This is a genomic window from Agrobacterium sp. FDAARGOS_525 (genome assembly GCF_003938925.1).
GTDB classification, from domain to species: Bacteria; Pseudomonadota; Alphaproteobacteria; order Rhizobiales; family Rhizobiaceae; genus Agrobacterium; species Agrobacterium pusense.
This window is the reverse complement of sequence record NZ_RKIU01000003.1, coordinates 2,821,673-2,844,355: the sequence shown is the minus strand read 5'-3', so window position 1 is coordinate 2,844,355 and position 22,683 is coordinate 2,821,673. Positions and strand designations below refer to the sequence as shown.

At 60.0% G+C, this 22,683-nt stretch carries 21 protein-coding genes; 10 read left to right on the top strand and 11 right to left on the bottom strand.

The genetic code is table 11. The features are described from left to right. Positions 1-15: 15 nt before the first annotated feature. The 6 genes from EGT36_RS15340 (at position 16) to EGT36_RS15315 (ending at position 6,819) form a co-directional block, all read left to right on the top strand. Positions 16-1,089, top strand: a complete 1,074-nt coding sequence (locus EGT36_RS15340) for a BMP family ABC transporter substrate-binding protein (RefSeq protein ID WP_004442334.1) — start codon at positions 16-18, stop codon at positions 1,087-1,089. 298 nt (positions 1,090-1,387) lie between these two features. Next, on the top strand, positions 1,388-2,125 hold the full coding sequence (locus EGT36_RS15335; protein WP_006698813.1) for a FadR/GntR family transcriptional regulator: 738 nt from the start codon (positions 1,388-1,390) through the stop codon (positions 2,123-2,125). A 222-nt stretch (positions 2,126-2,347) separates the two neighbouring features. Beyond that, positions 2,348-3,709, top strand: coding sequence for a bifunctional UDP-N-acetylglucosamine diphosphorylase/glucosamine-1-phosphate N-acetyltransferase GlmU (gene glmU, locus EGT36_RS15330; protein WP_037092499.1), 1,362 nt, complete (start codon positions 2,348-2,350; stop codon positions 3,707-3,709). A gap of 102 nt (positions 3,710-3,811) precedes the next feature. Further along, positions 3,812-5,638 (top strand): glutamine--fructose-6-phosphate transaminase (isomerizing), encoded by a 1,827-nt coding sequence (gene glmS, locus EGT36_RS15325; RefSeq protein WP_006698815.1) that lies wholly within the window; start codon positions 3,812-3,814, stop codon positions 5,636-5,638. After that, positions 5,635-6,138, top strand: coding sequence for a GNAT family N-acetyltransferase (locus EGT36_RS15320; protein WP_037092500.1), 504 nt, complete (start codon positions 5,635-5,637; stop codon positions 6,136-6,138). Before glmS ends, EGT36_RS15320 begins: the two co-directional genes overlap by 4 nt. Before the next feature lie 12 nt (positions 6,139-6,150). Then, positions 6,151-6,819, top strand: coding sequence for a DUF502 domain-containing protein (locus EGT36_RS15315; protein ID WP_004442327.1), 669 nt, complete (start codon positions 6,151-6,153; stop codon positions 6,817-6,819). 1 nt (position 6,820) lies between these two features. On the opposite strand, the gene EGT36_RS15310 is transcribed toward EGT36_RS15315, so the two are convergent. From EGT36_RS15310 to recG, 4 genes are read right to left on the bottom strand one after another with little or no spacing between them, the layout of a single operon-like run. Then, positions 6,821-7,204: a type II toxin-antitoxin system VapC family toxin gene (locus tag EGT36_RS15310; protein ID WP_037092501.1), complete on the bottom strand. Its 384-nt coding sequence runs from the start codon at positions 7,202-7,204 to the stop codon at positions 6,821-6,823. Next, positions 7,201-7,458: a type II toxin-antitoxin system Phd/YefM family antitoxin gene (locus EGT36_RS15305; RefSeq protein WP_037092502.1), complete on the bottom strand. Its 258-nt coding sequence runs from the start codon at positions 7,456-7,458 to the stop codon at positions 7,201-7,203. Before EGT36_RS15305 ends, EGT36_RS15310 begins: the two co-directional genes overlap by 4 nt. Positions 7,459-7,512: 54 nt before the next feature. Then, positions 7,513-7,785 (bottom strand): hypothetical protein, encoded by a 273-nt coding sequence (locus tag EGT36_RS15300; protein ID WP_004442322.1) that lies wholly within the window; start codon positions 7,783-7,785, stop codon positions 7,513-7,515. A 12-nt stretch (positions 7,786-7,797) separates the two neighbouring features. Beyond that, positions 7,798-9,903, bottom strand: a complete 2,106-nt coding sequence (gene recG / locus EGT36_RS15295) for an ATP-dependent DNA helicase RecG (protein ID WP_037092536.1) — start codon at positions 9,901-9,903, stop codon at positions 7,798-7,800. A 188-nt stretch (positions 9,904-10,091) separates the two neighbouring features. Here recG and EGT36_RS15290 point away from each other — a divergent pair, with 188 nt between their 5' ends. From EGT36_RS15290 to EGT36_RS15275, 3 genes are all read left to right on the top strand, one after another. Beyond that, positions 10,092-10,403: an FAD assembly factor SdhE gene (locus tag EGT36_RS15290; protein ID WP_037092537.1), complete on the top strand. Its 312-nt coding sequence runs from the start codon at positions 10,092-10,094 to the stop codon at positions 10,401-10,403. A gap of 4 nt (positions 10,404-10,407) precedes the next feature. Then, the gene (gene mfd, locus EGT36_RS15285; protein WP_037092505.1) at positions 10,408-13,905 is read left to right on the top strand and encodes a transcription-repair coupling factor; all 3,498 of its coding nucleotides are present in this window, start codon (positions 10,408-10,410) and stop codon (positions 13,903-13,905) included. Positions 13,906-14,279: 374 nt separating this feature from the next. Further along, the gene (locus EGT36_RS15275) at positions 14,280-14,624 is read left to right on the top strand and encodes a hypothetical protein (RefSeq protein ID WP_004442315.1); all 345 of its coding nucleotides are present in this window, start codon (positions 14,280-14,282) and stop codon (positions 14,622-14,624) included. A gap of 55 nt (positions 14,625-14,679) precedes the next feature. Here the strand turns inward: EGT36_RS15275 and EGT36_RS15270 are convergent, their stop codons facing one another. From EGT36_RS15270 to EGT36_RS15260, 3 genes are read right to left on the bottom strand one after another with little or no spacing between them, the layout of a single operon-like run. Then, a complete protein-coding gene (locus EGT36_RS15270; protein ID WP_037092508.1) occupies positions 14,680-15,612 on the bottom strand; it encodes a DMT family transporter in 933 nt (310 codons plus the stop codon). 50 nt (positions 15,613-15,662) lie between these two features. Then, a complete protein-coding gene (locus EGT36_RS15265; RefSeq protein ID WP_037092510.1) occupies positions 15,663-16,331 on the bottom strand; it encodes a DsbA family oxidoreductase in 669 nt (222 codons plus the stop codon). 39 nt (positions 16,332-16,370) lie between these two features. Further along, complete coding sequence (locus EGT36_RS15260) at positions 16,371-18,218, bottom strand: extracellular solute-binding protein (RefSeq protein ID WP_037092512.1); 1,848 nt, start codon at positions 18,216-18,218, stop codon at positions 16,371-16,373. Between the two features lie 307 nt (positions 18,219-18,525). Between EGT36_RS15260 and EGT36_RS15255 the strand changes: the two genes are divergently transcribed. Next, the gene (locus EGT36_RS15255) at positions 18,526-19,182 is read left to right on the top strand and encodes an invasion associated locus B family protein (RefSeq protein WP_004442311.1); all 657 of its coding nucleotides are present in this window, start codon (positions 18,526-18,528) and stop codon (positions 19,180-19,182) included. A 101-nt stretch (positions 19,183-19,283) separates the two neighbouring features. Here EGT36_RS15255 and hspQ read toward each other — a convergent pair whose 3' ends face one another. The 4 genes from hspQ to EGT36_RS15235 form a co-directional block, all read right to left on the bottom strand. Next, positions 19,284-19,613 (bottom strand): heat shock protein HspQ, encoded by a 330-nt coding sequence (gene hspQ / locus EGT36_RS15250; RefSeq protein WP_004442310.1) that lies wholly within the window; start codon positions 19,611-19,613, stop codon positions 19,284-19,286. Between the two features lie 87 nt (positions 19,614-19,700). After that, positions 19,701-20,621, bottom strand: coding sequence for a DMT family transporter (locus EGT36_RS15245; RefSeq protein WP_037092514.1), 921 nt, complete (start codon positions 20,619-20,621; stop codon positions 19,701-19,703). Positions 20,622-20,720: 99 nt separating this feature from the next. After that, positions 20,721-22,130, bottom strand: coding sequence for a type I glutamate--ammonia ligase (gene glnA / locus EGT36_RS15240; protein ID WP_004442307.1), 1,410 nt, complete (start codon positions 22,128-22,130; stop codon positions 20,721-20,723). A gap of 70 nt (positions 22,131-22,200) precedes the next feature. After that, on the bottom strand, positions 22,201-22,539 hold the full coding sequence (locus EGT36_RS15235; RefSeq protein ID WP_003515720.1) for a P-II family nitrogen regulator: 339 nt from the start codon (positions 22,537-22,539) through the stop codon (positions 22,201-22,203). Positions 22,540-22,683 lie beyond the last annotated feature (144 nt).

The window sequence follows — 22,683 nt, the reverse complement described above, 5'->3', positions numbered from 1 at the left end:
CCAACAGGGGTAAAAATGAAAAAACTGGTCATCGCACTTGCCGCTTCCATCGCGGCGCTGGGAGGCGTTGTTTCCTCCGCTGAAGCCGCCGACGCCAAGAAGGTCTGCTTCATCTATGTCGGTAGCCGCACCGATGGCGGTTGGACGCAGGCGCATGATATCGGCCGCGAAGAGCTGCAGAAGCACTTCGGCGACAAGATCGAAACGCCGTTCCTCGAAAGCGTTCCGGAAGGCCCGGATGCTGAACGCGCCATCGAGCGCATGGCCCGCTCCGGCTGCGAACTGGTGTTCACCACCTCCTTCGGCTTCATGGATGCGACCGTGAAGGTTGCCCAGAAATTCCCTAAGGTGAAGTTCGAGCACGCAACCGGCTTCAAGACGGCCGAAAACGTCGCGACCTACAATTCGCGTTTCTATGAAGGCCGTTACATTCAGGGCCAGATCGCCGCGAAAATGTCGAAAAAGGGCGTTGCCGGTTACATCGCGTCCTTCCCGATCCCGGAAGTGGTGATGGGCATCGACGCCTTCGTTCTCGGCGCGCAGTCCGTTAATCCCGAATTCAAGGTCAAGGTCGTCTGGGCCAACACCTGGTTCGACCCCGGCAAGGAAGCCGATGCCGCGAAGGCGCTGATCGACCAGGGCGTCGATATCCTGACGCAGCACACCGACACGACGGCACCGATGCAGGTTGCAGCCGAGCGCGGCATCAAGGCATTCGGCCAGGCCTCCGACATGATCAAGGCCGGTCCTGAGACGCAGCTGACCGCGATCAAGGATACCTGGGGCGCTTATTACATCAAGCGCACGCAGGCTCTTCTCGATGGCACCTGGAAGTCGGAATCGGTCTGGGACGGCCTGAAGGACGGTATCCTGACCATGGCGCCCTACACCAACATGCCTGACGACGTGAAGAAGATGGCCGAGGACACCGAAGCCAAGATCAAGTCCGGCGAACTGCACCCCTTCACCGGCCCGGTGAAGAAGCAGGACGGCTCGGAATGGCTGAAGGCTGGTGAAAAGGCTGAGGACAAGGTCCTGCTCGGCCTCAACTTCTACGTTGCCGGCGTGGACGACAAGCTGCCGCAATAATCTTCGTTGTGGGACAGGGTGTCATCCTCGGCCTTGACCCGGATGACACTCCCCATGTCCATGGATCCTCGCCTGAAGGGCGAGGATGACGTGGGAAATTGAGTTCGCAAAGATCGGGGCTGTACATCGACGCATGTGCAGCCTTGCTTATTTTCATGGGTTTTATTGCGTAGATGAAGTTTGCCTTTGCTTTTCCGGCAACTTGATGTCTTTCACTATATTCTGACTGAAGATACACGTCTGGCGCGATTTTTAAAATCGCCAACCGAACGGAAGGACATGGCACTTGCAGCGCGGAATGCTCGATGCGGCGATCGGTCTACGAAAGCTGCGGACAAATCATGCACAGGTCGTTCACAAGCTCGGTCTCGACATCGTGTCCGGCAACTTCAGGACCGGCGACATCCTGCCAGGCGATGCGGAGCTGATGGAGCGGCTTAAAGTTTCGCGCACCGTATTGCGCGAAGCGATGAAGACGCTGACGGCCAAGGGCATGATTTCCCCCAAGGCGCGGATTGGTACGCGGGTGACGGAGCGCGAAAGCTGGAACATGTTCGACAGCGAAGTGCTGCTATGGCACTTCGAGGCCGGCGTCAGCGATGAGTTTCTGCTGCATCTCTACGACATCCGCAAAGCCTTCGAACCCTATGGCGCCGGGCTTGCCGCCATCAGGGCAAAGGATGCGGATATCGCAAAGCTTGCCGCCTATGCCAATGAGATGGGCAATACTGCTTATTCGAAAGAAAAGCGCGCGCTTGCGGACATGAATTTCCATGTCCTCATCACCGAAATGTCGGGCAACCCGTTCATGCGCACCGTTGGTTCGCTGATAAAGGCGGCTCTGGCGGGCATTTTCCGGATGAGCAACCCGGACACCGATCCCAATGAAATTTCCGATGTTTCAGCTTCGCACCTGAAGCTCGTGGAAGCCTTTCGTCTGCATGACGAGGCCGCCGCGCGTCGCGAGATGGAAAGATTGATTGAGAACGGCCGCCAGCAGGTACTGGAATTCACTGCCCGCAACTCCCGGCGATAAATCAGACGGTGGGAGCAGGATGTGATCCCGCTCCAATCACGTTTGATGAAAACCGGTGCGGAAATTTGGTGCAGATTTGCATGGTTTCTTAAGTGGGCCGCCGTTATAGCAATCCGGAATGAAATTACCGATGCGCCCGTCCGTTTTGCCGGACGGCGCAAAGTCAAACATGTGCCGCTGTATCGGCTGCCAGGCAGTCGCCGACGGGGTGTTGGAGGTCTTATGGAGCGCAGCTCTCTAGCCGTTATTCTCGCAGCGGGCGACAGCACGCGCATGAAGTCGTCGAAATCCAAGGTGCTGCATCCGGTCGCCGGCCGTCCGATGATTGCGCATGTGGTCGAGGCGGTGGCTGGATCGGGCGTGGGCACGGTGGCGCTCGTCGTCGGACGTGACGCCGACAATGTTGCCACGGCAGCGAGCCTGCCGGGACTTCAGGTTGAGACTTTTCTTCAGAAGGAACGCAAAGGTACCGGCCATGCCGTGCTTGCCGCACGTGCGGCAATCGAACGCGGCTTCGACGATCTCATCATCGCTTATGGCGACGTGCCGCTCATTACCTCCGCCACGCTCGACCGGGCCCGCGAGGCCATTGCTTCCGGCGCCGATGTCGCGGTGATCGGTTTTCATACCGACCGGCCCACGGGTTATGGCCGGCTGCTGGTCGAGAATGGCGAGCTGGTGGCGATCCGCGAGGAAAAGGATGCGACCGACGAAGAGCGCAGGGTGACCTGGTGCAATAGTGGCCTGATGGCGATCAATGGCCGCAATGCCCTTGATCTGCTCGACCGGATCGGCAACGGCAATGTGAAGGGCGAATATTATCTGACGGACGTGGTCGAAATTGCCCGGTCGCTCGGCCGCCGCGCCGTCGCCATCGATGCACCGGAAACAGAACTGGTCGGCTGCAACAACCGCGCCGAACTGGCCTTCATCGAAAAGCTCTGGCAGGAGCGCCGCCGCCATGAATTGATGGTCGACGGCGTGTCGATGGTCGCGCCCGAAACCGTCTTCCTCTCCTTCGATACGACGATCGGTCAGGACGCGCTGATCGAGCCCAATGTCGTTTTTGGTCCCGGCGTGACGGTCGAACCGGGTGCCGTGATCCATGCCTTCTCACACCTCGAAGGCGCGCATGTCGCGGAAGGTGCCACTGTTGGTCCCTATGCCCGGCTGCGACCGGGGGCCAACCTGCACGCCAACTCCAAGGTGGGTAATTTCTGCGAGGTCAAGAAGGCCGAGATCGGCGAGGGGGCCAAGGTCAATCATCTCACCTATATCGGCGACGCCTTCGTTGGCGCGGGCAGCAATATCGGTGCCGGCACCATCACCTGCAATTATGACGGTTACAACAAGGCTGAGACGCGGATCGGCGCGAACAGCTTCGTTGGTTCCAACTCGTCGCTGGTTGCTCCCGTGACGATTGGCGAGGGGGCCTACATCGCCTCCGGCAGCGTCATCACCGATGACGTGCCCGATGATGCGCTGGCTTTTGGGCGTGCGCGCCAGGAGGTGAAGCCGGGCCGCGCAACCGTGGTGCGGGAGCGGGCGAAGGCGCTGAAGGAAGCGAAGAAAAAGTCGCCTTGAAGGACGTTACGAAGCGATACCGAAAGTGACCGGCGCCATAATTGCGGATTGCACGGGAAAGATTAGAAGTTTCGGCGAAAAGATCGCCGTCTGGAGATATATATGTGCGGAATTGTCGGAATTGTCGGAACTGAGCCCGTTGCTGAACGGCTTGTCGATGCACTGAAGCGTCTCGAATATCGTGGCTACGATTCAGCCGGCGTTGCAACGATCGACAATGGCGCGATGGATCGCCGCCGTGCCGAGGGCAAGCTCTTCAATCTTGAAAAGCTGGTGTCCGAAAAGCCGCTGCCGGGCGTGGTCGGCATCGCGCATACACGCTGGGCGACCCACGGCGTGCCGAATGAAACCAACGCTCACCCGCACTTCGTCGATGGCGTGGCCGTCGTCCATAACGGCATCATCGAAAACTTCGCCGAACTGCGCGACGAACTGACCGCCGAGGGCGCGACCTTCACCACCCAGACCGACACCGAAGTGGTGGCGCAGCTTCTGGCGAAATATACCCGGGAGGGTCTTGGTCATCGTGAGGCTATGCTGAAGATGCTGAACCGTGTCACAGGCGCCTATGCGCTGGTGGTGATGTTCAAGGACGATCCCGGCACGCTGCTTTCGGCGCGCTCCGGCCCGCCGCTTGCCGTCGGTTATGGCCGCGGAGAAATGTTCCTGGGTTCCGACGCCATTGCGCTTTCGCCCTTCACCAACGAGATCACCTATCTGGTGGATGGCGACTGCGCCATCGTGACCCGGCAGGGCGCCGAGATCATCGATTTCTCCGGCAAGCCGGTGAAGCGCGAGCGGCAGATATCGCAGGCGACGGCCTATGTGGTCGACAAGGGCAACCATCGCCACTTCATGGAAAAGGAAATCTACGAGCAGCCGGAAGTCATTTCCCATGCGCTCAGCCATTATGTGGATTTCGCCTCCAAGACCGTGAAAGAGGCCGATAAGGCCATCGATTTCGCCAAGCTTTCCGGACTTGCGATCTCCGCCTGCGGCACGGCTTATCTTTCCGGCCTGATCGGCAAATACTGGTTCGAGCGTTATGCGCGCCTGCCGGTGGAGATCGATGTGGCCTCCGAGTTCCGCTATCGTGAAATGCCACTTCAGCCAACGCAGGCGGCGCTCTTCATCTCGCAATCGGGTGAGACAGCCGATACGCTGGCATCGCTGCGCTATTGCAAGGAAAGCGATCTCAAGATCGGCGCCATCGTCAATGTGCGGGAATCGACCATTGCCCGGGAATCGGACGCCATCTTCCCGATCCTTGCCGGACCGGAAATCGGCGTCGCTTCCACCAAGGCCTTCACCTGCCAGCTTGCGGTGCTTGCTTCGCTCGCCATCGCCGCCGGCAAGGCGCGCGGCACGCTGAAGCCTGGTCAGGAAAAGGAACTTGTGCAACATCTGATCGAGATGCCGCGCATCATGAGCCAGGTGCTCAACATCATCCAGCCGCAGATAGAGGGCCTGTCGCGCGATCTGTCGCGCTTCAAGGATGTGCTTTATCTCGGCCGGGGCACCAGCTTCCCGCTGGCGCTGGAAGGCGCGCTGAAGCTCAAGGAAATTTCCTATATTCACGCCGAAGGTTACGCTGCCGGCGAGCTGAAGCACGGCCCCATCGCGCTGATCGACGAGAACATGCCTGTCATCGTCATCGCCCCGCATGATCGCTTTTTCGAAAAGACCGTTTCGAACATGCAGGAGGTCGCAGCCCGCGGCGGCCGTATCATCTTCATCACGGATGAGAAGGGAGCTGCCGCTTCCAAGCTCGACACCATGGCGACGATCACGCTGCCGACCGTCGACGAACTGATCGCACCGATGGTCTTCTCGCTGCCCATTCAGCTGCTGGCCTATCACACCGCCGTTTTCATGGGTACGGATGTCGACCAGCCGCGCAACCTTGCAAAATCGGTCACGGTGGAATGATCATCCGGCCGGAGCGCCAGGGTGACGAAGAGGCGATTGCCTGCGTTACGGAAGAAGCCTTTCGTAACGTCGAGCATAGCGACAAGACCGAACATCTGATCGTGGCGCGGCTGCGGGAGGCCGGTGCGATCACGGTTTCGCTCGTGGCCGAAGACAGCGAAGGGATCGTCGGCCATATCGGCTTTTCGCCCGTGACACTTTCAAGCGGCGACAGCGGCTGGTTTTGCCTTGCGCCTCTTTCGGTGACGCCGGAACGGCAGGGCGAGGGTATCGGCTCCCGGCTGGTGCGTGAAGGGCTTGGTGCGCTTGATCGGCTGAGCGCATCGGGATGTGCCGTTGCCGGCGATCCCGATTATTATGGACGCTTCGGTTTTCGCGCCGTCGAAGGCCTAAGCGCTATGGGGATTCCTGACGAATATTTCACAGTTCTTCGCTTGCATGGGGGAACGCCATCCGGCATTGTCAGTTTTCATCCGGGTTTCGATAGCGACAGCGCTTAACGCGAACGGTAAATGACCGACATTCCTCCCAAAATTTCCTTTGCGACACGGTTGCGCAACAGCTTCCTGACGGGCGTTCTGATCCTCGCACCCGTCACCATTACCATGTGGCTGGTGTGGAGCTTCCTGCAATGGGCGGATAGCTGGGTGAAGCCCTATATCCCCGCCCGTTATGATCCCGAGCAATATTTCGATGTGGCCATTCCCGGCTTCGGCCTGCTGATCGCTGTCATCGGCATCACCCTCATCGGCTTTCTCGGCAATAACCTGATCGGGAAATGGATTGTCGGCGTCGGTGAATCCATCCTCAACCGCATGCCGTTGGTGCGGCCGATCTATAAAAGCATCAAACAGCTTTTCGAATCCGTCCTGAAGGAGCACTCGAACTCCTTCAAGAAGGTTGGCCTGATCGAGTTCCCGTCGTCAGGCACATGGGCGATGGTGTTTGTGGCTTCCGAGGCAAAGGGCGAACTCGCCCATCGCTTCAACGAGATGGGCCAGCAGATGGTCGCCGTCTTCCTGCCGCCCACACCGGTGCCGACGGCGGGCTTCCTGCTGTTCGTGCCCAAGGACAAGATCGTGATGCTGGACATGACCCCAGAGGATGCGGCGAAGCTGCTGATCTCGGGTGGTCTTGTGGCGCCGGATTTCAAGCCGCCGAAGATGATCGCGCCGGTCTAATCTAGAGAACGCCCGGGATGTCCGTCTGCGAAAAGTCGTTACCGACATAAAGCAAACGGCAACCCTCTGTTTTCGCCAGCTCGTAGGCAAAGCAGTCGCCGAAATTTAGTCCGGCAGGATGAACGCCCTTGCCCCAAATGCGATAAGCTTCCGAAACGCCATGCGCCGATTTGCGGGTGACGGGCTTGATTTCGGCGCCCAGACCTTCGATCAGCATCTCTAGTTCCCGGCTACGGTCGCGCCGCTGCGCCACGATCATGGCCTCCGCAAGCGTCCCCGCTGAAATGAGCAGAGGTTCATCAGTTTCGAGCGCTGAGGAGCAGGCATCCGCTTCGGGTTCATCGAGCAGGATCGTCATCAGAGCCGACGTATCGATAACGATCATTTCGGAAGGCCGTGCTCGTCATAGAGAAAATCCTGACTATGCGCGGCATCCGGGCCATTATCGGCTTTGTTGGCGACAGTCGCGCGCACTTTTGCGAGCGCGGCGCTACGGGATGTTTTATCCGCCACGACGGTGACCGGAACCAGCCGCACGGCTGCGTGGCCATGACGGGTGAGAATGACCTCATCACCGGCTTCGGCGCGGCGCACCAGTTCGGTAAGCTGACTTTTTGCATCAGTCACGGATATCTGCACGGCTAACCTCGGGCGTTAAAGTTAACGTTATATTAGTCCATTCAATGGACCATATCAATCCTCGTCGTCCAGATCATCCACGTCTGTTCCTGTAGTCGTGGCGTGGAACACCGGCACGAAGAGCCGCATATAGACCAGCCTCACGCTCCAGCCTTCTTCCAGCGCCCGGCTCCATGCCTTTTTGCGGCCGGGCTTCTTGAACGCCTTGCCAATCGCCTTCTTCTCGCTCTTCGCAAATGTTTCGGGCTGGAGGATATTCTGGGGCGAGCAGAGCGCGTAGCCCTTGCGGAAGGCGGGTGGTGGGCGGCGCGGGTCGATCATGTTCATGGGCGTTCTCTTTCAGCCGGCGTGCAGGAAACGAATCGCTTCGTCGCGGCGGTGCAGATAGAGCAAGGTGCGTAGCGCATCGCCGCGTGGACCTATCAGTTCCGGGTCGCGCTCGATGACGTAGGCTGCGTCCTTGCGGGCAATTTCGAGAAGATCGGCGTGGGCCTCAAGGCTGGCGATGCGGAAGCCAGGCGTGCCTGATTGACGCGTGCCGAGCAACTCGCCTTCGCCGCGCAGCTTCAAATCTTCCTCGGCGATCAGGAAGCCGTCCTCGCTGTCGCGCAGGATGGAGAGCCGCGCGCGGCCGTTTTCGCTGAGCGGGCCCTTGTAGAGCAGGATACAGGTGGAGGCCTCGTCGCCGCGTCCGACGCGGCCTCGCAGCTGGTGCAGCTGGGCGAGGCCGAAACGTTCGGCGTGTTCGATGACCATGATCGTCGCGTCAGGCACATCGACGCCCACTTCCACCACTGTCGTTGCCACCAGAAGCCGGGTTTCGCCGTTCTTGAAGGCGAGCATGGCGGCGTCCTTCTCCGGGCCGCTCATACGCCCGTGAATGAGGCCGATGTTGGCGCCGAGCATCTGCGAGAGAACCGCGTGGCGCTCCTCCGCCGACATCAGGTCGGACTCCTCCGTCTCCTCCACCAGCGGGCAAATCCAGTAGGCTTTTTTGCCGTCCTTCAGCGCTGCGCGCAGCCGCTCAACAATATCGCCGATGCGTTCGGTGGGGATCGTCACCGTCTGGATGGGTTTGCGGCCCGCCGGTTTTTCGGTGAGCTTGGAGACATCCATGTCTCCGAAGGCGGCCAGTACCAGCGTGCGTGGAATGGGCGTGGCGGTCATGACAAGCATATGCGGCGTGATGCCCTTGGCAGTGAGGCGCAGGCGCTGATGCACGCCGAAACGGTGTTGTTCATCCACCACGGCCAGCACAAGGTTTTTATAGGTGACGCTGTCCTGGAACAGCGCATGGGTGCCGATGACGATCTGCGCTTCGCCCGAGGCCACGCGCTCCTCGATCTCGCGGCGCTCCTTGCCCTTGGTGCGGCCGGTCAGCACTTCCACCGTGAGGCCCACGGCCTGCGCGAGTTTGGAGATGGTGGCGTAATGCTGACGGGCGAGAATTTCGGTCGGCGCCATCAGCACCGCCTGTCCGCCGGCCTCCACCGCCGTCGCCATGGCCATCAGCGCCACCAGCGTCTTGCCGGCGCCGACATCGCCCTGCAACAGCCGCAACATGCGGTCTTCGCCAGCCATGTCGGTCAGGATATCCTTGACGGCGGCGCTCTGGCTTGCCGTCAGCGAGAAGGGCAGTTGCGCGAGGATTTTGGCGGCGATATCGCCCTTGGCGCGGATTGGCTGGCCCGCCACCTTGCGGAGCCGCTGGCGCACCAGCGCCAGTGACAGCTGTCCGGCGAGGAATTCGTCATAGGCGAGCCGTCGGCGCGCCGGGGCTTGCGGTTCGATATCGGCGCTGTCGCGCGGGTCGTGGAGCTCGCGGAAGCTGGATGCCACGTCACCGAAGCCCTGCCGGGTCTTGAGCGTCTCATCGATCCATTCCCGGAAGACCGGCAGCTTCGAGAGCCCGCCTTCGATCGCCTTGCGCAACACCTTGGCGGAAAGGCCGGCGGTCATGGGATAGACGGCTTCCACAAGGGGCAGATTTTCCGCCTCGGAAAGCTTCACCATGAAATCCGGATGCACCATGGAGGCTCGGCCGTTAAACCAGTCCACCTTGCCGCTGACCAGAACCTCTTCATCGACGGGCAGGGCCTTGGACAGCCAGTCGCCCTTGGCGCGAAAGAAGGTCAGCGCCAGTTCGCCGGTCTCGTCATGCAGGAAGACGCGATAGGGCGCGTTGCGGTTTCCCGGCGGTGGCGGCTGATGGCGGTCGACACGTCCCTGAATGGTGACAATGGCGCCGGGTGCTGCAAGCGCGATGCCGGGACGGTTGCGGCGGTCGATGACGTTGGAGGGCGCATGGAACAAAAGGTCGATAACGCGCGTATCGTCCGCATTCTCCCGTCCCAGAAGTTTTGCCAGGAGATCGGCAAGCTTCGGCCCCACACCGGCAAGCGTGGAGACGGAGGCAAACAGCGGATCGAGAATGGCCGGGCGCATGGCCAGCAAAATCGGGGAAGGGGACGGCTTATGCAAGACTTCGCAGGTCACAAAGGCGGGTTATCACCGGCAGATTTTCGTGGCGGTGGTATTATTTCGATAAAAACCGGTTCCCAAGCGTTCGCCTCCTGTTCTATAGGAGGTCGCGATCAACGTGCTGTTGAATGGTCAACCGAAAGGTGAATGCGATGACTGGACTGGTGCGCACGAGTGCCGACCTCGATCCGAGACGCCGGCGGATACTTTACCGCTGCTGGCACCGCGGCATTCGCGAGATGGACCTCGTTCTCGGGCAATTCGCGGAAGACAATATCGCGCTGCTTTCCGATGACCAGCTCGATGAGCTTGAAGTCATCATGGCGGAAGAGGATAACGACCTCGTCAAGATGGTGACGGGGGCGCTTGCCATTCCTGAAAAGTTCCAGACCCCCCTGTTCATGAAGATCGCATCCTATCGTCCCGATTTCGATCTCGTCACCGCAGACAATGTGAAAGCCTGAAACCATGATAGCCGGATTCGATGCAAAGCTGGTGTCGTCGGCCGATACGCCGCTGAGCATTGGAAACGTGCCCGCAGGCATGGAGGCGCTGCTGCTTGCCGAGATGGCGCGCGCAGGCACCTCGGTTGCCTATGTGATGTCGGATGGCCAGCGCATCGCCGATCTCGAACAAATTCTCGGCTTTGTTGCGCCCGATATTCCGGTCATGACGCTGCCGGCCTGGGACTGCCTTCCCTATGACCGCGTGTCACCAAGCGCCGACACGTCGGCGCGTCGCCTGGCGGCGCTTGCCGGTCTCATCAGCCACGCGAAGAAACCGCATCCGGCCATCGTGCTTGTCACCGTCAACGCCATGCTGCAGAAGATGGCGCCGCGCGACATCATCGAAAGCCTTGGCTTCTCCGCCAGACCCGGCAACCAGATTCGCATGGAGGATATTGCCGCGCGGCTGGAGCGCAACGGTTTCGACCGGGTTGCGACGGTGCGCGAAGTGGGCGAGTTCGCCGTGCGCGGCGGTATTCTCGATGTTTTCGTGCCGGGCACCGAGGAGCCTGTGCGGCTCGATTTCTTCGGCGATACGCTGGAAAGCATCCGTACCTTCGATCCGGCCAGCCAGCGGACCATCGGCCAGGCGCGCTCGCTCGATCTGAACCCCATGAGCGAAGTGACGCTGACGCCCGATACGATCAGCCGGTTTCGTAAGAATTATCTCTCGCTGTTCGGTGCGGCGACGCGCGACGATGCGCTTTATCAGGCCGTTTCCGAGGGCCGCCGTTATGCCGGCATGGAGCACTGGCTGCCGCTGTTTTACGAGAAGCTGGAGACCGCCTTCGATTATCTGAAGGGGTTCCGCATCGTCACGGATCACACGGCACGCGAGGCGGCCAAGGAGCGCTCCAAGCTGGTGCTCGATTATTACGAGGCGCGGCGCGCTTCCGGTGAGACGAAGGGATCGACGCAGGGTGCGCCCTACAAACCCGTGTCTCCCGGCCAGCTTTATCTCAACGGCAAGGATTTCGACACGGCCCTTTCTGCCGTCAATGCGGTGCGTCTGACGCCCTTCAATGAGCAGGATAGCGAGGGGAGACCCGTCGCCACGCTGGACGCGCATGTCGGCCCGCGCTGGGCGCGGCAGCCAACCGAAGGCGAAAGCGAAGAGCGGGTCAATGTCTTTGCCCTGGCTGTGAAACACATAGCCGAGCGCCGCGCCAAGGGCTGGAAGGTGCTGATAACAGGCTGGTCGGAAGGCTCGCTCGACCGGTTGCTGCAGGTGCTGAACGAGCATGGGCTTGAGAAGATCAAGCCGGTTACCTCGCTGAAAGAGGTGGAGAAGCTTGGCAAAGGCGAGGCCGCCTCCGCGGTGCTGAGCCTTGAAGCCGGTTTCGAAACCGGAAATCTTGCCGTTATCGGCGAGCAGGACATTCTCGGCGACCGCATGGTGCGGCGCTCCAAGCGCCGCAAGCGCGGTGCGGATTTCATTTCGGAAGTGGCCGGTCTGGACGAGGGCTCGCTCGTCGTTCATGCCGAACACGGCATTGGTCGTTTTGTCGGCCTGCAGACCATCGAGGCGGCGGGCGCACCGCGCGCCTGTCTCGAACTGCATTATGCCGATGACGCCAAGCTGTTTTTGCCGGTTGAAAACATTGATCTCCTCTCGCGTTACGGCTCGGACGCGGCAGAGGCAACGCTCGACAAGCTCGGCGGCGGCGCATGGCAGATGCGCAAGGCCAAGCTCAAGAAGCGCCTGCTCGACATGGCCGATGAGCTTATCCGCATCGCAGCGGCGCGTCTCGTGCGCCATGCGCCGGAACTCATTGCGCCGGACGGGCTCTATGATGAGTTTGCTGCCCGTTTCCCCTATGATGAAACCGAGGACCAGCTGAACGCCATCGAGGCGGTGCGGGAGGATCTCGCGGCCGGCCGGCCGATGGACCGTCTCATCTGCGGCGACGTTGGCTTCGGCAAGACCGAAGTGGCGCTGCGCGCCGCCTTCCTTGCCGCCATGAATGGCGTGCAGGTGGCTGTCGTGGTGCCAACAACGCTGCTCGCACGCCAGCATTTCCGGACTTTCTCGGAGCGTTTCCGCGGATTGCCCATCCGTGTGCAGCAGGCTTCGCGTCTCGTCGGCTCCAAGGAACTGGCGCTGACCAAGAAGGAAGTTGCTGACGGAAAGACCGATATCGTCGTCGGCACGCATGCGCTGCTCGGTGCGGGCATCAGCTTTGCCAATCTCGGCCTACTCATCATCGATGAGGAGCAGCATTTCGGCGTCAAGCACAAGGAGCGGCTGAAGGAGCTGAAAAGCGATGTGCATGTGCTGACGCTATCGGCGACGCCCATTCCGCGCACCTTGCAGCTCGCCATGACCGGGGTTCGCGAACTGTCGCTCATCACCACCCCGCCTGTCGACCGCATGGCGGTGCGCACTTTCATCTCGCCGTTTGACCCGCTCGTCATTCGTGAGACGCTGATGCGTGAGCATTATCGTGGCGGCCAGAGTTTCTACGTTTGTCCGCGGCTTGCCGATCTCGCTGATATCCACGCCTTCCTGCAATCGGATGTGCCGGAACTGAAGGTGGCGGTGGCGCATGGGCAGATGGCGGCGGGCGAGCTGGAAGACATCATGAACGCCTTCTACGACGGCAAATATGATGTTCTGCTGTCGACCACCATCGTCGAATCCGGCCTTGACGTGCCGACCGCCAATACGCTGATCGTGCATCGCGCCGATATGTTCGGTCTTGCCCAGCTCTACCAGCTACGCGGCCGCGTTGGCCGCTCCAAGGTTCGCGCCTTCGCGCTCTTCACCCTGCCGGTCAACAAGGTGCTGACCACGACTGCCGAGCGCCGGCTTAAGGTGCTGCAATCGCTCGATACGCTCGGCGCCGGCTTCCAGCTGGCGAGCCACGATCTTGATATTCGTGGTGCGGGCAATCTACTCGGGGAAGAACAGTCCGGCCATATCAAGGAAGTCGGTTTCGAGCTTTATCAGCAGATGCTGGAAGAGGCTGTCGCCGAAGTGAAGGGTGACGAGCAGGTGCAGGATAGCGGCTGGTCGCCGCAAATCTCGGTCGGCACATCCGTCATGATCCCGGAAGATTACGTTCCCGATCTGCATCTTCGCATGGGCCTTTACCGCCGGCTTGGCGAGCTTGCCGATATCAGCGAGATCGACGGTTTCGGCGCTGAAATGATCGACCGTTTCGGCCCGCTGCCGAAAGAAGTGCAGCATCTTCTCAAGATCGTCTACATCAAGTCGCTCTGCCGCATTGCCAATGTCGAGAAGCTGGATGCCGGGCCGAAGGGCGTTGTCGTTCAGTTCCGCAACAAGGAATTCCCGAACCCGGCGGCGCTTGTCGGTTACATTGGCAAGCAGGGATCGATGGCGAAGATCCGTCCCGATCACAGCCTGTTCCTCAACCGCGATCTGCCGACGCCGGAAAAGCGGCTGACGGGTGCGGCGATGATCATGACGCAGCTGGCGGAGCTGGCTCGGTCGTAGATTTGAGTTTCAGAGGGTGGGCTATTTGGTACCGCAGGTGGGTGGGGTTTACCCCCCTCTGCCCTGCCGGGCATCTCCCCCTCAAGGGGGGAGATCGGCAAGCGGCGCTACCACCGCTCCATTCGCAAACGTTGAGATGGGCGGAACCCAACCACGGGTCGATCTCCCCCCTTGAGGGGGAGATGCCCGGCAGGGCAGAGGGGGGTAACCCCCACCCACCTTTGGCCACTCACGAATGCCCCCACGCGGCTCAGCGAAAATTACCGCAATGTAACGAAACGGACATCTACCGGTATTCTTCGCAGGCGTAATCTCATCCTCATACCCGGTGCGGCGGATGAGTGGATGCCGCCGGGTGATGAAGGAGCAGGACGATGTGGACCAATATCAACAGGTTTGCCACCGCTGGTCTGGTTGCCTTGACAATTGCGGGCACCACAATTGCCACCACCAGTCAGGCGGAAGCGCGCAATAATTTCGGCCGCGGCCTTGCCGCCGGTATTGCCGGCACGATCATTGGCGGAGCGCTGATTGCGGGTGCAAGACACCCGGGCTACGCCTACGGCCCCGCCTATTACGCGCCTGCTTATGGTCCGCCCGTCTATGCTGCGCCGGCTTATGGCCCGCCGGTCGTTTATGAACCCGTCTATCCCCGCTGCCATGTAGCCTGGAGGCAGAACGCCTGGGGCGACATGTATCGGGTCAGGGTTTGCGATTGATTGAACGCCGGACCGGCGGTGCCTGAAGCGCCGCCGGTTTTTTCGCTCTCTGGGGCTAGTGACTGTCTTCCGGCGTAATACCGACAGCCACGTTCTGGTCTGTCGCGGCGATGGAGGCGGGCAATGGCACCTTTCTCTGTTTCTCGCGGAGCAATGTCAGCAGGCCGGATCCGACGATGAGGGCAATGCCGATCAACATCCAGCCGTCGATACGATCGCCAAAAATCAGATAACCGAACAGGATGGCCCAGAGCATCTGGCTATATTGCGTCGGGCCGATCATGGCGGCGGGCGCATATTGGGCGGCGTACATGACAAGAATGTTGCCAAGCGCGCCGAGCAGGCCGTATCCTGCCAGCAGCAGCCATTGTTCGCCACCCGGCATGACGAAGCTCGGCACCATGGCAACGCCGCTGATGACGAGACAGCCCAGCACGCCCGCACCGTAAAGCGAAACATTCTTTTCCGATGGGCCCATGGCGCGGAAGATCACGATGCTGAGCGCGCCGCTGAAGCCGGCGATGATGGCGCCCAGATGGCCTATGCCCAGTTCACGGAATCCGGGCCGCAGGATGATGAGCACACCCAGAAAACCGATGATGACGGCCGACCAGCGGCGAATGCCCACCTGTTCCTTGAGAAACATCACCGACATGATGGTGACGAAGGACGGAAGCAGGAAGATCAGCGCGAAAGCTTCCGCCATGGAAAGATGGGTAAAGGCAGTCACGCTGCCGACAGCGCCGGTGCCGGCCGAAAAAAAGCGGATGATCCAGAGCGGCCGGTTGGTTGTTTTCACCACATCCAGCCAGCTGTCGTTGCGTTTGCGGATGAAGGGCAGGGCGACGAGGCCGAACAGGGCTCCGAAGAAGGCCGATTCGATCGGCGAAATCTGGCCTTCAATGAGTTTAACGCTGGCATCGCTCCAGGCATAGGCAGCGAAGGCTGCAAAGGCGAGCAGAAGGCCTTTCAGGGTCTGGTCGGACACGGAAACACCGGCAAAAATCGAGTTGTTGAAAACCGCCGGCGGTTTGACCGTCAGTTCATCGATCTATGCTCGTCCGCCTTGATTTTTGCAATATCCCGCAATGCAGCAATCAGGACATCGGGTGTTTGTGCACCGCTTATGGCGTATTTCTGGTCGATGATGAAAAAGGGCACGCCGGCGACACCCATCTGCTGGGCGGCGTCGATTTCGGCGACGACCGTATCCTTGTCCGCGTCCGAAGCCAGCAGCCGCTCGACGACTTTCGCATCCATGCCGGCCTTTGCGGCAACGTCGACCAGCACGGCATGATCGCCGATATTGCGGCCTTCCTCGAAATTGGCCTTGAACAGGCCGGTCACGACGCGTTCCTGGACGTCGCGGCCTTCGGAATGGGCCCAGAGCGACAGGCGATGGGCATCGAGCGTGTTCGGACCGATCTTGATCGCATCGAAATCGTAGGTAATGCCGACTTCCTTCCCGAGCTGAACCAACGTGGCATGGGCCTGTTCCAGACGCTCCTTGCCGAGCTTTTCCTCGAGAGCGGCTTTCTGGTCGACTCCTTCCGGCGGATAGTCCGGGTTGAGGCGGTAGGGACGCCAGTTCACGTCGACGCTGATTTCATCCTGCACCTCGGCAATGGCGAGATCGAGCCGGGCCTTGCCGAGATAACACCACGGGCAGACCATGTCCGATACGACGTCAACAACGATGCGTTCCATCGCTGATGTTCCTTATATGATCGACATGACGGTGGCAGGTTATTGCGCCCGCGCGTCCCACCAGGTCTGTTTCTGATTGCCCTGTATTGGAGTGATATCCGGGCGGTCGATATATTTCCAGCGGGCGACCCATTGGGCGCCGATATAATAGAGCGGAATGATATAATGTCCGGCCACAAGCAGGCGGTCATAAGCGCGCACGGCCGCCTGGAAATCTTCCGTCGAGCGGGCCTGCAACAGCGCCTCTATCATCCGGTCTATATCGGGATTGGCAACACCTGCATAGTTGAAGCTGCCCTGCGCATCACGCGAGAGTGAGTTCCAGCGGTTCAGCTGCTCCATGCCGGGCGAAAGCGACGAGGGCAGGGAGCGGATGATCATGTCGTAATCGAAGCTGTTCGAGCGCGACTGGTATTGCCCGTCATCAACCGAGCGAATGCCCATGGCGACGCCGATCAGGTTCAGCGAACGCTGATAGGCCAGCGCGATACGCTCCTGCGCCGGGTTCTGCGTCATGATTTCGAAAGCGAGCTGGCGGCCATTGGCATCGGACATCCTGCCGTTCTTGATGCTGTAGCCAGCCTCTTTCAGCTTGTCGACGGCCATTTTCAGAACCTTGCGGTCGGCGCCCGTGCCGTCCGTGGTCGGCAGCGCATAGGTGCCGGCCAGAAGCTCCGGCGGCATGGACTTTGCCGCGTCACCGAGCAGCGCCAGTTCGCGCGCGTCGGCGGCGTTGCCATAGGCGCCGAGCGGCGAGTTCTGCCAGTAGCTCTGCGTCCGCTTGAAGGAGCCGCCGAGGATGTTTTTGTTCATCCACTCGAAATCGAAGGCATAGGTAAGGCCTTCGCGTACCTTTTCGTCAGCGAAGACGGCACGGCGGGTGTTGAAGACGAGACCGAACATGCCGGTCGGCAGGCGCGGCTGGAACACGTCCTTGACGATATCGCCGCGATGCACGGCGGGGAAATTATAGGCCTGCCCCCAGTGGGAGGTATCGGAGGTGCCATTGATGGCATCGCCTTCCGGGTAGATGTCGATATCGCCCTTCTTGAAGGCCTCGAACATGGTCGTGACCTGGAGGAAATAGGTGATGCTGATCTCGTCGTAATTGTCGAAACCGACTTTGCCGGGAATGTCCTTGCCCCAGTAGTCGGGGTTTCTCTCCCAGATGATTCGTTCACCCGGGCGCAGCGTCTTGATTCGGTAAGGGCCGGAGCCGACAACCGCACCGAGGCCCGCTTGCTCGAATTTTTCCGGATCGGTCGCGTGTTTCGGCAGGATCGGCGTTGAAGAGGCGAGGATGAGAGGCGTTTCGCGATTCGCCTTTTCGTTGAAGGTAAAGCGCACGCTGTGTTCGCCGGTCTTCTCCATCTTGGCTACGCCGTCGAGACGGCTGTTGAACGGCGGGCGGCCCTTTTCCTTCAGGAGATTGAAGGTGAAGATCACGTCATCAGGCGTTACCGGCTCGCCGTCCGACCATTTCGCCTTGGGGTTGATGTTGAACTGAACGAAGCTGCGCTCGTCGTCCCACTCCACGGTTTCGGCGAGCAGCCCATAGAGGCTGAAGGGCTCGTCGCTGGAGCGAGACATCAGAGGCTCGTAAAGAAGATTGCCGAATTCCGGATCCCAGACGCCGCGGGCGGTGGTGCGCATTCCCTTGAGAACGAAGGGGTTCAGGCTGTCGAAGGTGCCGACCACGCCATAAGAAATGCGGCCGCCTTTCTTCACGTCCGGATTGACATAAGGAAGGTGTGAAAAATCTGCGGGAAGCGCTGGCGTGCCATGCATCGAGATGGCGTGCAGCGGCTGCGCTACGGCACTTCCGCCGGGAAGCAGGGATGATCCCAAAAGAAACAATGCGGGGATGAGGGCCGCAAGGTTGTGCATGTCACTGTCCTGTCTCAACTGTCCGTCCGATGTGCGTCAGGACCGTTTATCGTCATGATTCTGGCAGATATGTAGCACACCGACATTGCATGACCCATGCAAGCGCGGGAAATCTTGGCTCCGCTCAAGAAAAAGTTAAAGAAGTGCTGGATATCGCCGCGAACGGCATGTAACAGGGGGACCGGAAGAGACGGGTCACGCATTTGCCTCATTTAAACGACAGTTGAACGGGCAGAAGGATACCGCCATCGACGAACAGGACCTTGAGCGGTTCTGTTCTGGCAGACATTCAGGAGACGGAACTCTTATGATGCACAAGGCAAACACATTCACCCGGACGGCTCTGTCCGCTCTGGTCCTCTCTCTCGGCGCTGTGTCCGCTCCGGCCATCTCGCAGGCGCAGGATGCTGCTCCGGCTGCTCAGGGCGCTGGCGCTCCGCCGCTCGGCTGGTTCAAGACCTGCTCCAAGCAGGAAGACAACGATGTCTGCGTTGTGCAGAACGTGGTACTCGCCCAGAACGGCCAGATGATCACGGCCGTTGGCCTCATCACCGTTGAAGGCAAGGTCAACCGCAAGCTTCTGCAGGTTTCCGTTCCGACCGCGCGTCTCATTCCTCCGGGTGTGATGATGCAGATCGATGGCGGTAAGGGTCAGAAGCTCGATTACGCCGTTTGCCTTCCCGACAAGTGCACGGCTGAAGTGCCGCTGACGGACGCCATGATCGCTTCGCTGAAGAAGGGTAGCGAGGTGGTCTTCACCTCCATCAACTTCCGCCGCGCGCCGAACCCCATCAAGATCGCGCTTTCCGGTTTCACCGGCGCTTATGACGGCCCGGCAATCACCCAGTCGCAGCTGGCCGAAAGCCAGCGCAGCCTGCAGGAAGGCATGCAGAAGAAGGCGGAAGAAGCTCGCAAGAAGCTCGAAGCTGCTCAGGACGCTGCGAAGGGCGCGCCGAAGCCCTGATTGCCGCGCAAGCTTGAAAAAACAGAAAACCGGTCTGGCGACAGACCGGTTTTTTCATGCGTGTTTGATATCCCCGGGAGGAGGGAGATGCTTGGCGGGCGTCAGTGCGCCGTGGACATTTTCGGGCGCCATTCGCCGTTAGGCGCCTTGTCAAAGATGCGGCCGATATTGGGATTTCGGAGCGGCGTCTCGTTTTCGTCGTGGACGAGGTTCTGTTCGGAAACATAGGCGACATATTCCGTCTCCTCGTTTTCGGCGAGAAGATGATAGAAGGGCTGGTCGCGTTCCGGCCTGATTTCCGCGGGAATAGCGTTCCACCATTCCTCGGTATTGGCATATTCCGGGTCCACGTCGATTACCACACCGCGGAACGGAAACACCTTGTGGCGAACGATCTCGCCAAGCGTGAATTTTGCGTTTCTTTGTTTCATGGCATGTACTTCCTTTCCCAATACTAGTTGGTATCGGAACGCGAAATATCAAGACCTGGCGCTTTGACGCCGCTCTGCCGTTCGTGTTCAGCGCCCTTTGCCGATCGGCGCGGTGGCGATGATGACGCCGCCGGTGACCAATACGATGCCGATGGCATGATAGGTCTCGAAGGATTCGCCGAGAAACACCGTGGCCATGAGGATCGAGACCGGCGGCATCATGTACAGCGTAATTCCCGCCGTGGCGGGACCGAAAACGCGTACCGTGTGGGTAAAGCAATAAAAGGCCAGAAGTGAGGCGAACAGGATGATGCCGCCGATCTTCGCCCATGCAACAGGCGTGGCCGGCAGCATGCCGCCCTGTGCCAGTTCCAGTGCTGCCGGCGGCAGAAGGACAAGCGCGCCGGAAAATGCAATCAGTCCGAAGAGACTGAAGGACGCCATCTGCCGCGCCGCCGGATCGCGCAGCAGCACGGAATAGATCGCAAAGGCAATGGCCGCGGTCAAAATTGCAAAGTCGCCGATGTTGAAATTCATGTGCCGGAGAGCGGAGATATCGCCCTTGAGCACGATGGCGGCGACGCCGGCGAAGGCGATAATCATGCCCGCCACTTCAAGCTTGCGGATCGGCCGGCCCTGAAAGATGCGCTGGAACAGGATGATGAACAGCGAGGAGGTGGTGTAGATCAGCGTGCCGTTGGCGGCCGTGGTCATGGTGAGGCCCCAATAGACCACGCCGCCGCAGATGCCCATGCCGAGAATGCCGAGGACGAGCCAGAGCAGCGTCTTGTGCCGCACGAAAGCAAGGCAGTTGCGCCAGTCGGCGATCATGAAGGGCGCGATGATGAGCGTCGAGCCCATCCAGCGGATGAAGGCGGCGATGAAAGGCGAGACCTCACCGACGACGCCGCGGCCGAAAACGACGTTGCTGGCGAAAAAGAAGGGAACGGCCAGAAAGATGAGCCAGTCCGTGAGGCGGGTTTGCTGCGTGGCTGGCGTGTTCGGCATTCTTCACGGTCAGGGTTGAACTTCAAAAGAAAACGGCGGCTTTCCGGGGAAAACCGCCGCGATGAATGGAGCGCCCCGGTGGAGCGCCCGCAGGGCCGATCAGGCCGAGTAGTACATGTCGAATTCGACCGGGTGAGGGGTCATTTCGAAACGCATGACTTCCTGCATCTTCAGTTCGATGAAGCTATCGATCTGGTCGTCGTCAAACACGCCGCCTGCGGTCAGGAACTTGCGGTCCTTGTCGAGGCTTTCCAGCGCTTCACGCAGCGAACCGCAGACGGTCGGGATCTTCTTCAGTTCCTTGGCAGGAAGGTCGTAAAGGTCCTTGTCCATCGGCTTGCCGGGATGGATCTTGTTCTTGATGCCGTCGAGGCCGGCCATCAGCATGGCCGCAAAACCGAGATAGGGGTTCTGGGTCGGGTCCGGGAAGCGGACTTCGACGCGCTTTGCCTTCGGGTTGGAGCCGAAGGGGATACGGCAGGAGGCGGAACGGTTGCGCGCGGAGTAAGCGAGCAGAACCGGCGCTTCATAACCCGGCACCAGACGCTTGTAGGAGTTGGTGGTGGGGTTGGTGAAAGCGTTGATCGCCTTGGCATGCTTGATGATGCCGCCGATGTAGTACAGGCAGGTTTCGGAAAGACCGGCATATTCATCGCCTGCGAAGGTCGGCTTGCCGCCCTTCCAGATCGACTGGTGAACGTGCATGCCCGAGCCGTTGTCGCCGAAGATCGGCTTCGGCATGAAGGTTGCCGTCTTGCCATAGGCATTGGCGACCTGGTGCACAACGTACTTGTAGATCTGCATCTTGTCGGCGCTGGAGACCAGCGTGTCGAACTTCACGCCCAGCTCGTGCTGTGCGGCAGCCACTTCGTGGTGATGCTTCTCAACGACGACGCCCATTTCGGCGAGAACCGTCAGCATTTCGGAGCGCATGTCCTGCAGGCTGTCGATCGGCGGAACGGGGAAATAACCGCCCTTGACGCGCGGACGGTGGCCGAGGTTGCCGGTCTCGTAGTCGGTGTCGTCGTTGGACGGCAGTTCGGACGAATCGAGCTTGAAGCCGGTGTTGTAGGGGTCTGCCTTGTATTTCACGTCGTCGAAGACGAAGAATTCAGGCTCGGGACCGACGAAAACCGTGTCGCCGATACCTGATGCCTTGAGGTAGGCTTCGGCCTTCTTGGCGGTGCCGCGCGGGTCGCGGTTATAGGCTTCGCCCGAGACCGGGTCGAGAATATCGCAAAGGACGACCAGGGTGGACTGGGCGAAGAACGGGTCGACATGGGCGGTGGCCGGATCTGGCATCAGCACCATGTCGGACTCGTTGATGGCCTTCCAGCCGGCGATCGAGGAGCCGTCGAACATGACGCCGTCGGCGAACATGTCTTCGTCGACGCATACCACGTCCATGGTGACGTGCTGCAGCTTGCCCTTGGGGTCGGTAAAGCGCAGGTCCACGAACTTGATGTCGTTATCCTTGATCTGCTTCAAGATATCGTTTGCGGTCGTCATTTAAACTTTTCCTTGAGTGTGATGATGACGAGGTGAAAACCCAAGCCTCCCCGGCTCGGGACTTTTTTAATTATATGGCGTCCACGCCTGTTTCACCGGTACGGATGCGGATGACTTCCTCGACATTGGAAACGAAAATCTTTCCGTCGCCGATGCGTCCGGTCTGCGCCGCATTGCGGATCGCCTCGATGACGGCTTCCGCATTCTCATCCGCCAATACGACTTCGACTTTCACTTTCGGCAAAAAGTCCACGACGTACTCTGCACCGCGGTAGAGTTCCGTGTGGCCTTTCTGACGACCAAAGCCTTTTGCTTCCGTGACCGTGATTCCCTGAAGTCCGACTTCCTGAAGGGCTTCCTTCACTTCGTCGAGCTTGAAAGGCTTAATGATCGCTTCGATCTTTTTCATGAGAAAATATCTCTCCGCTTCTCCCGTTAAAGCAGGTAACTCCCGCTCTGCCACAAGAATGCACGTATTGTGCCAGATCGGAAGCGGGCTTGAAGAAAAAACTTCGCCCCGCGGCCTTTCCCGCACAAAATGCATTCGCTTTTC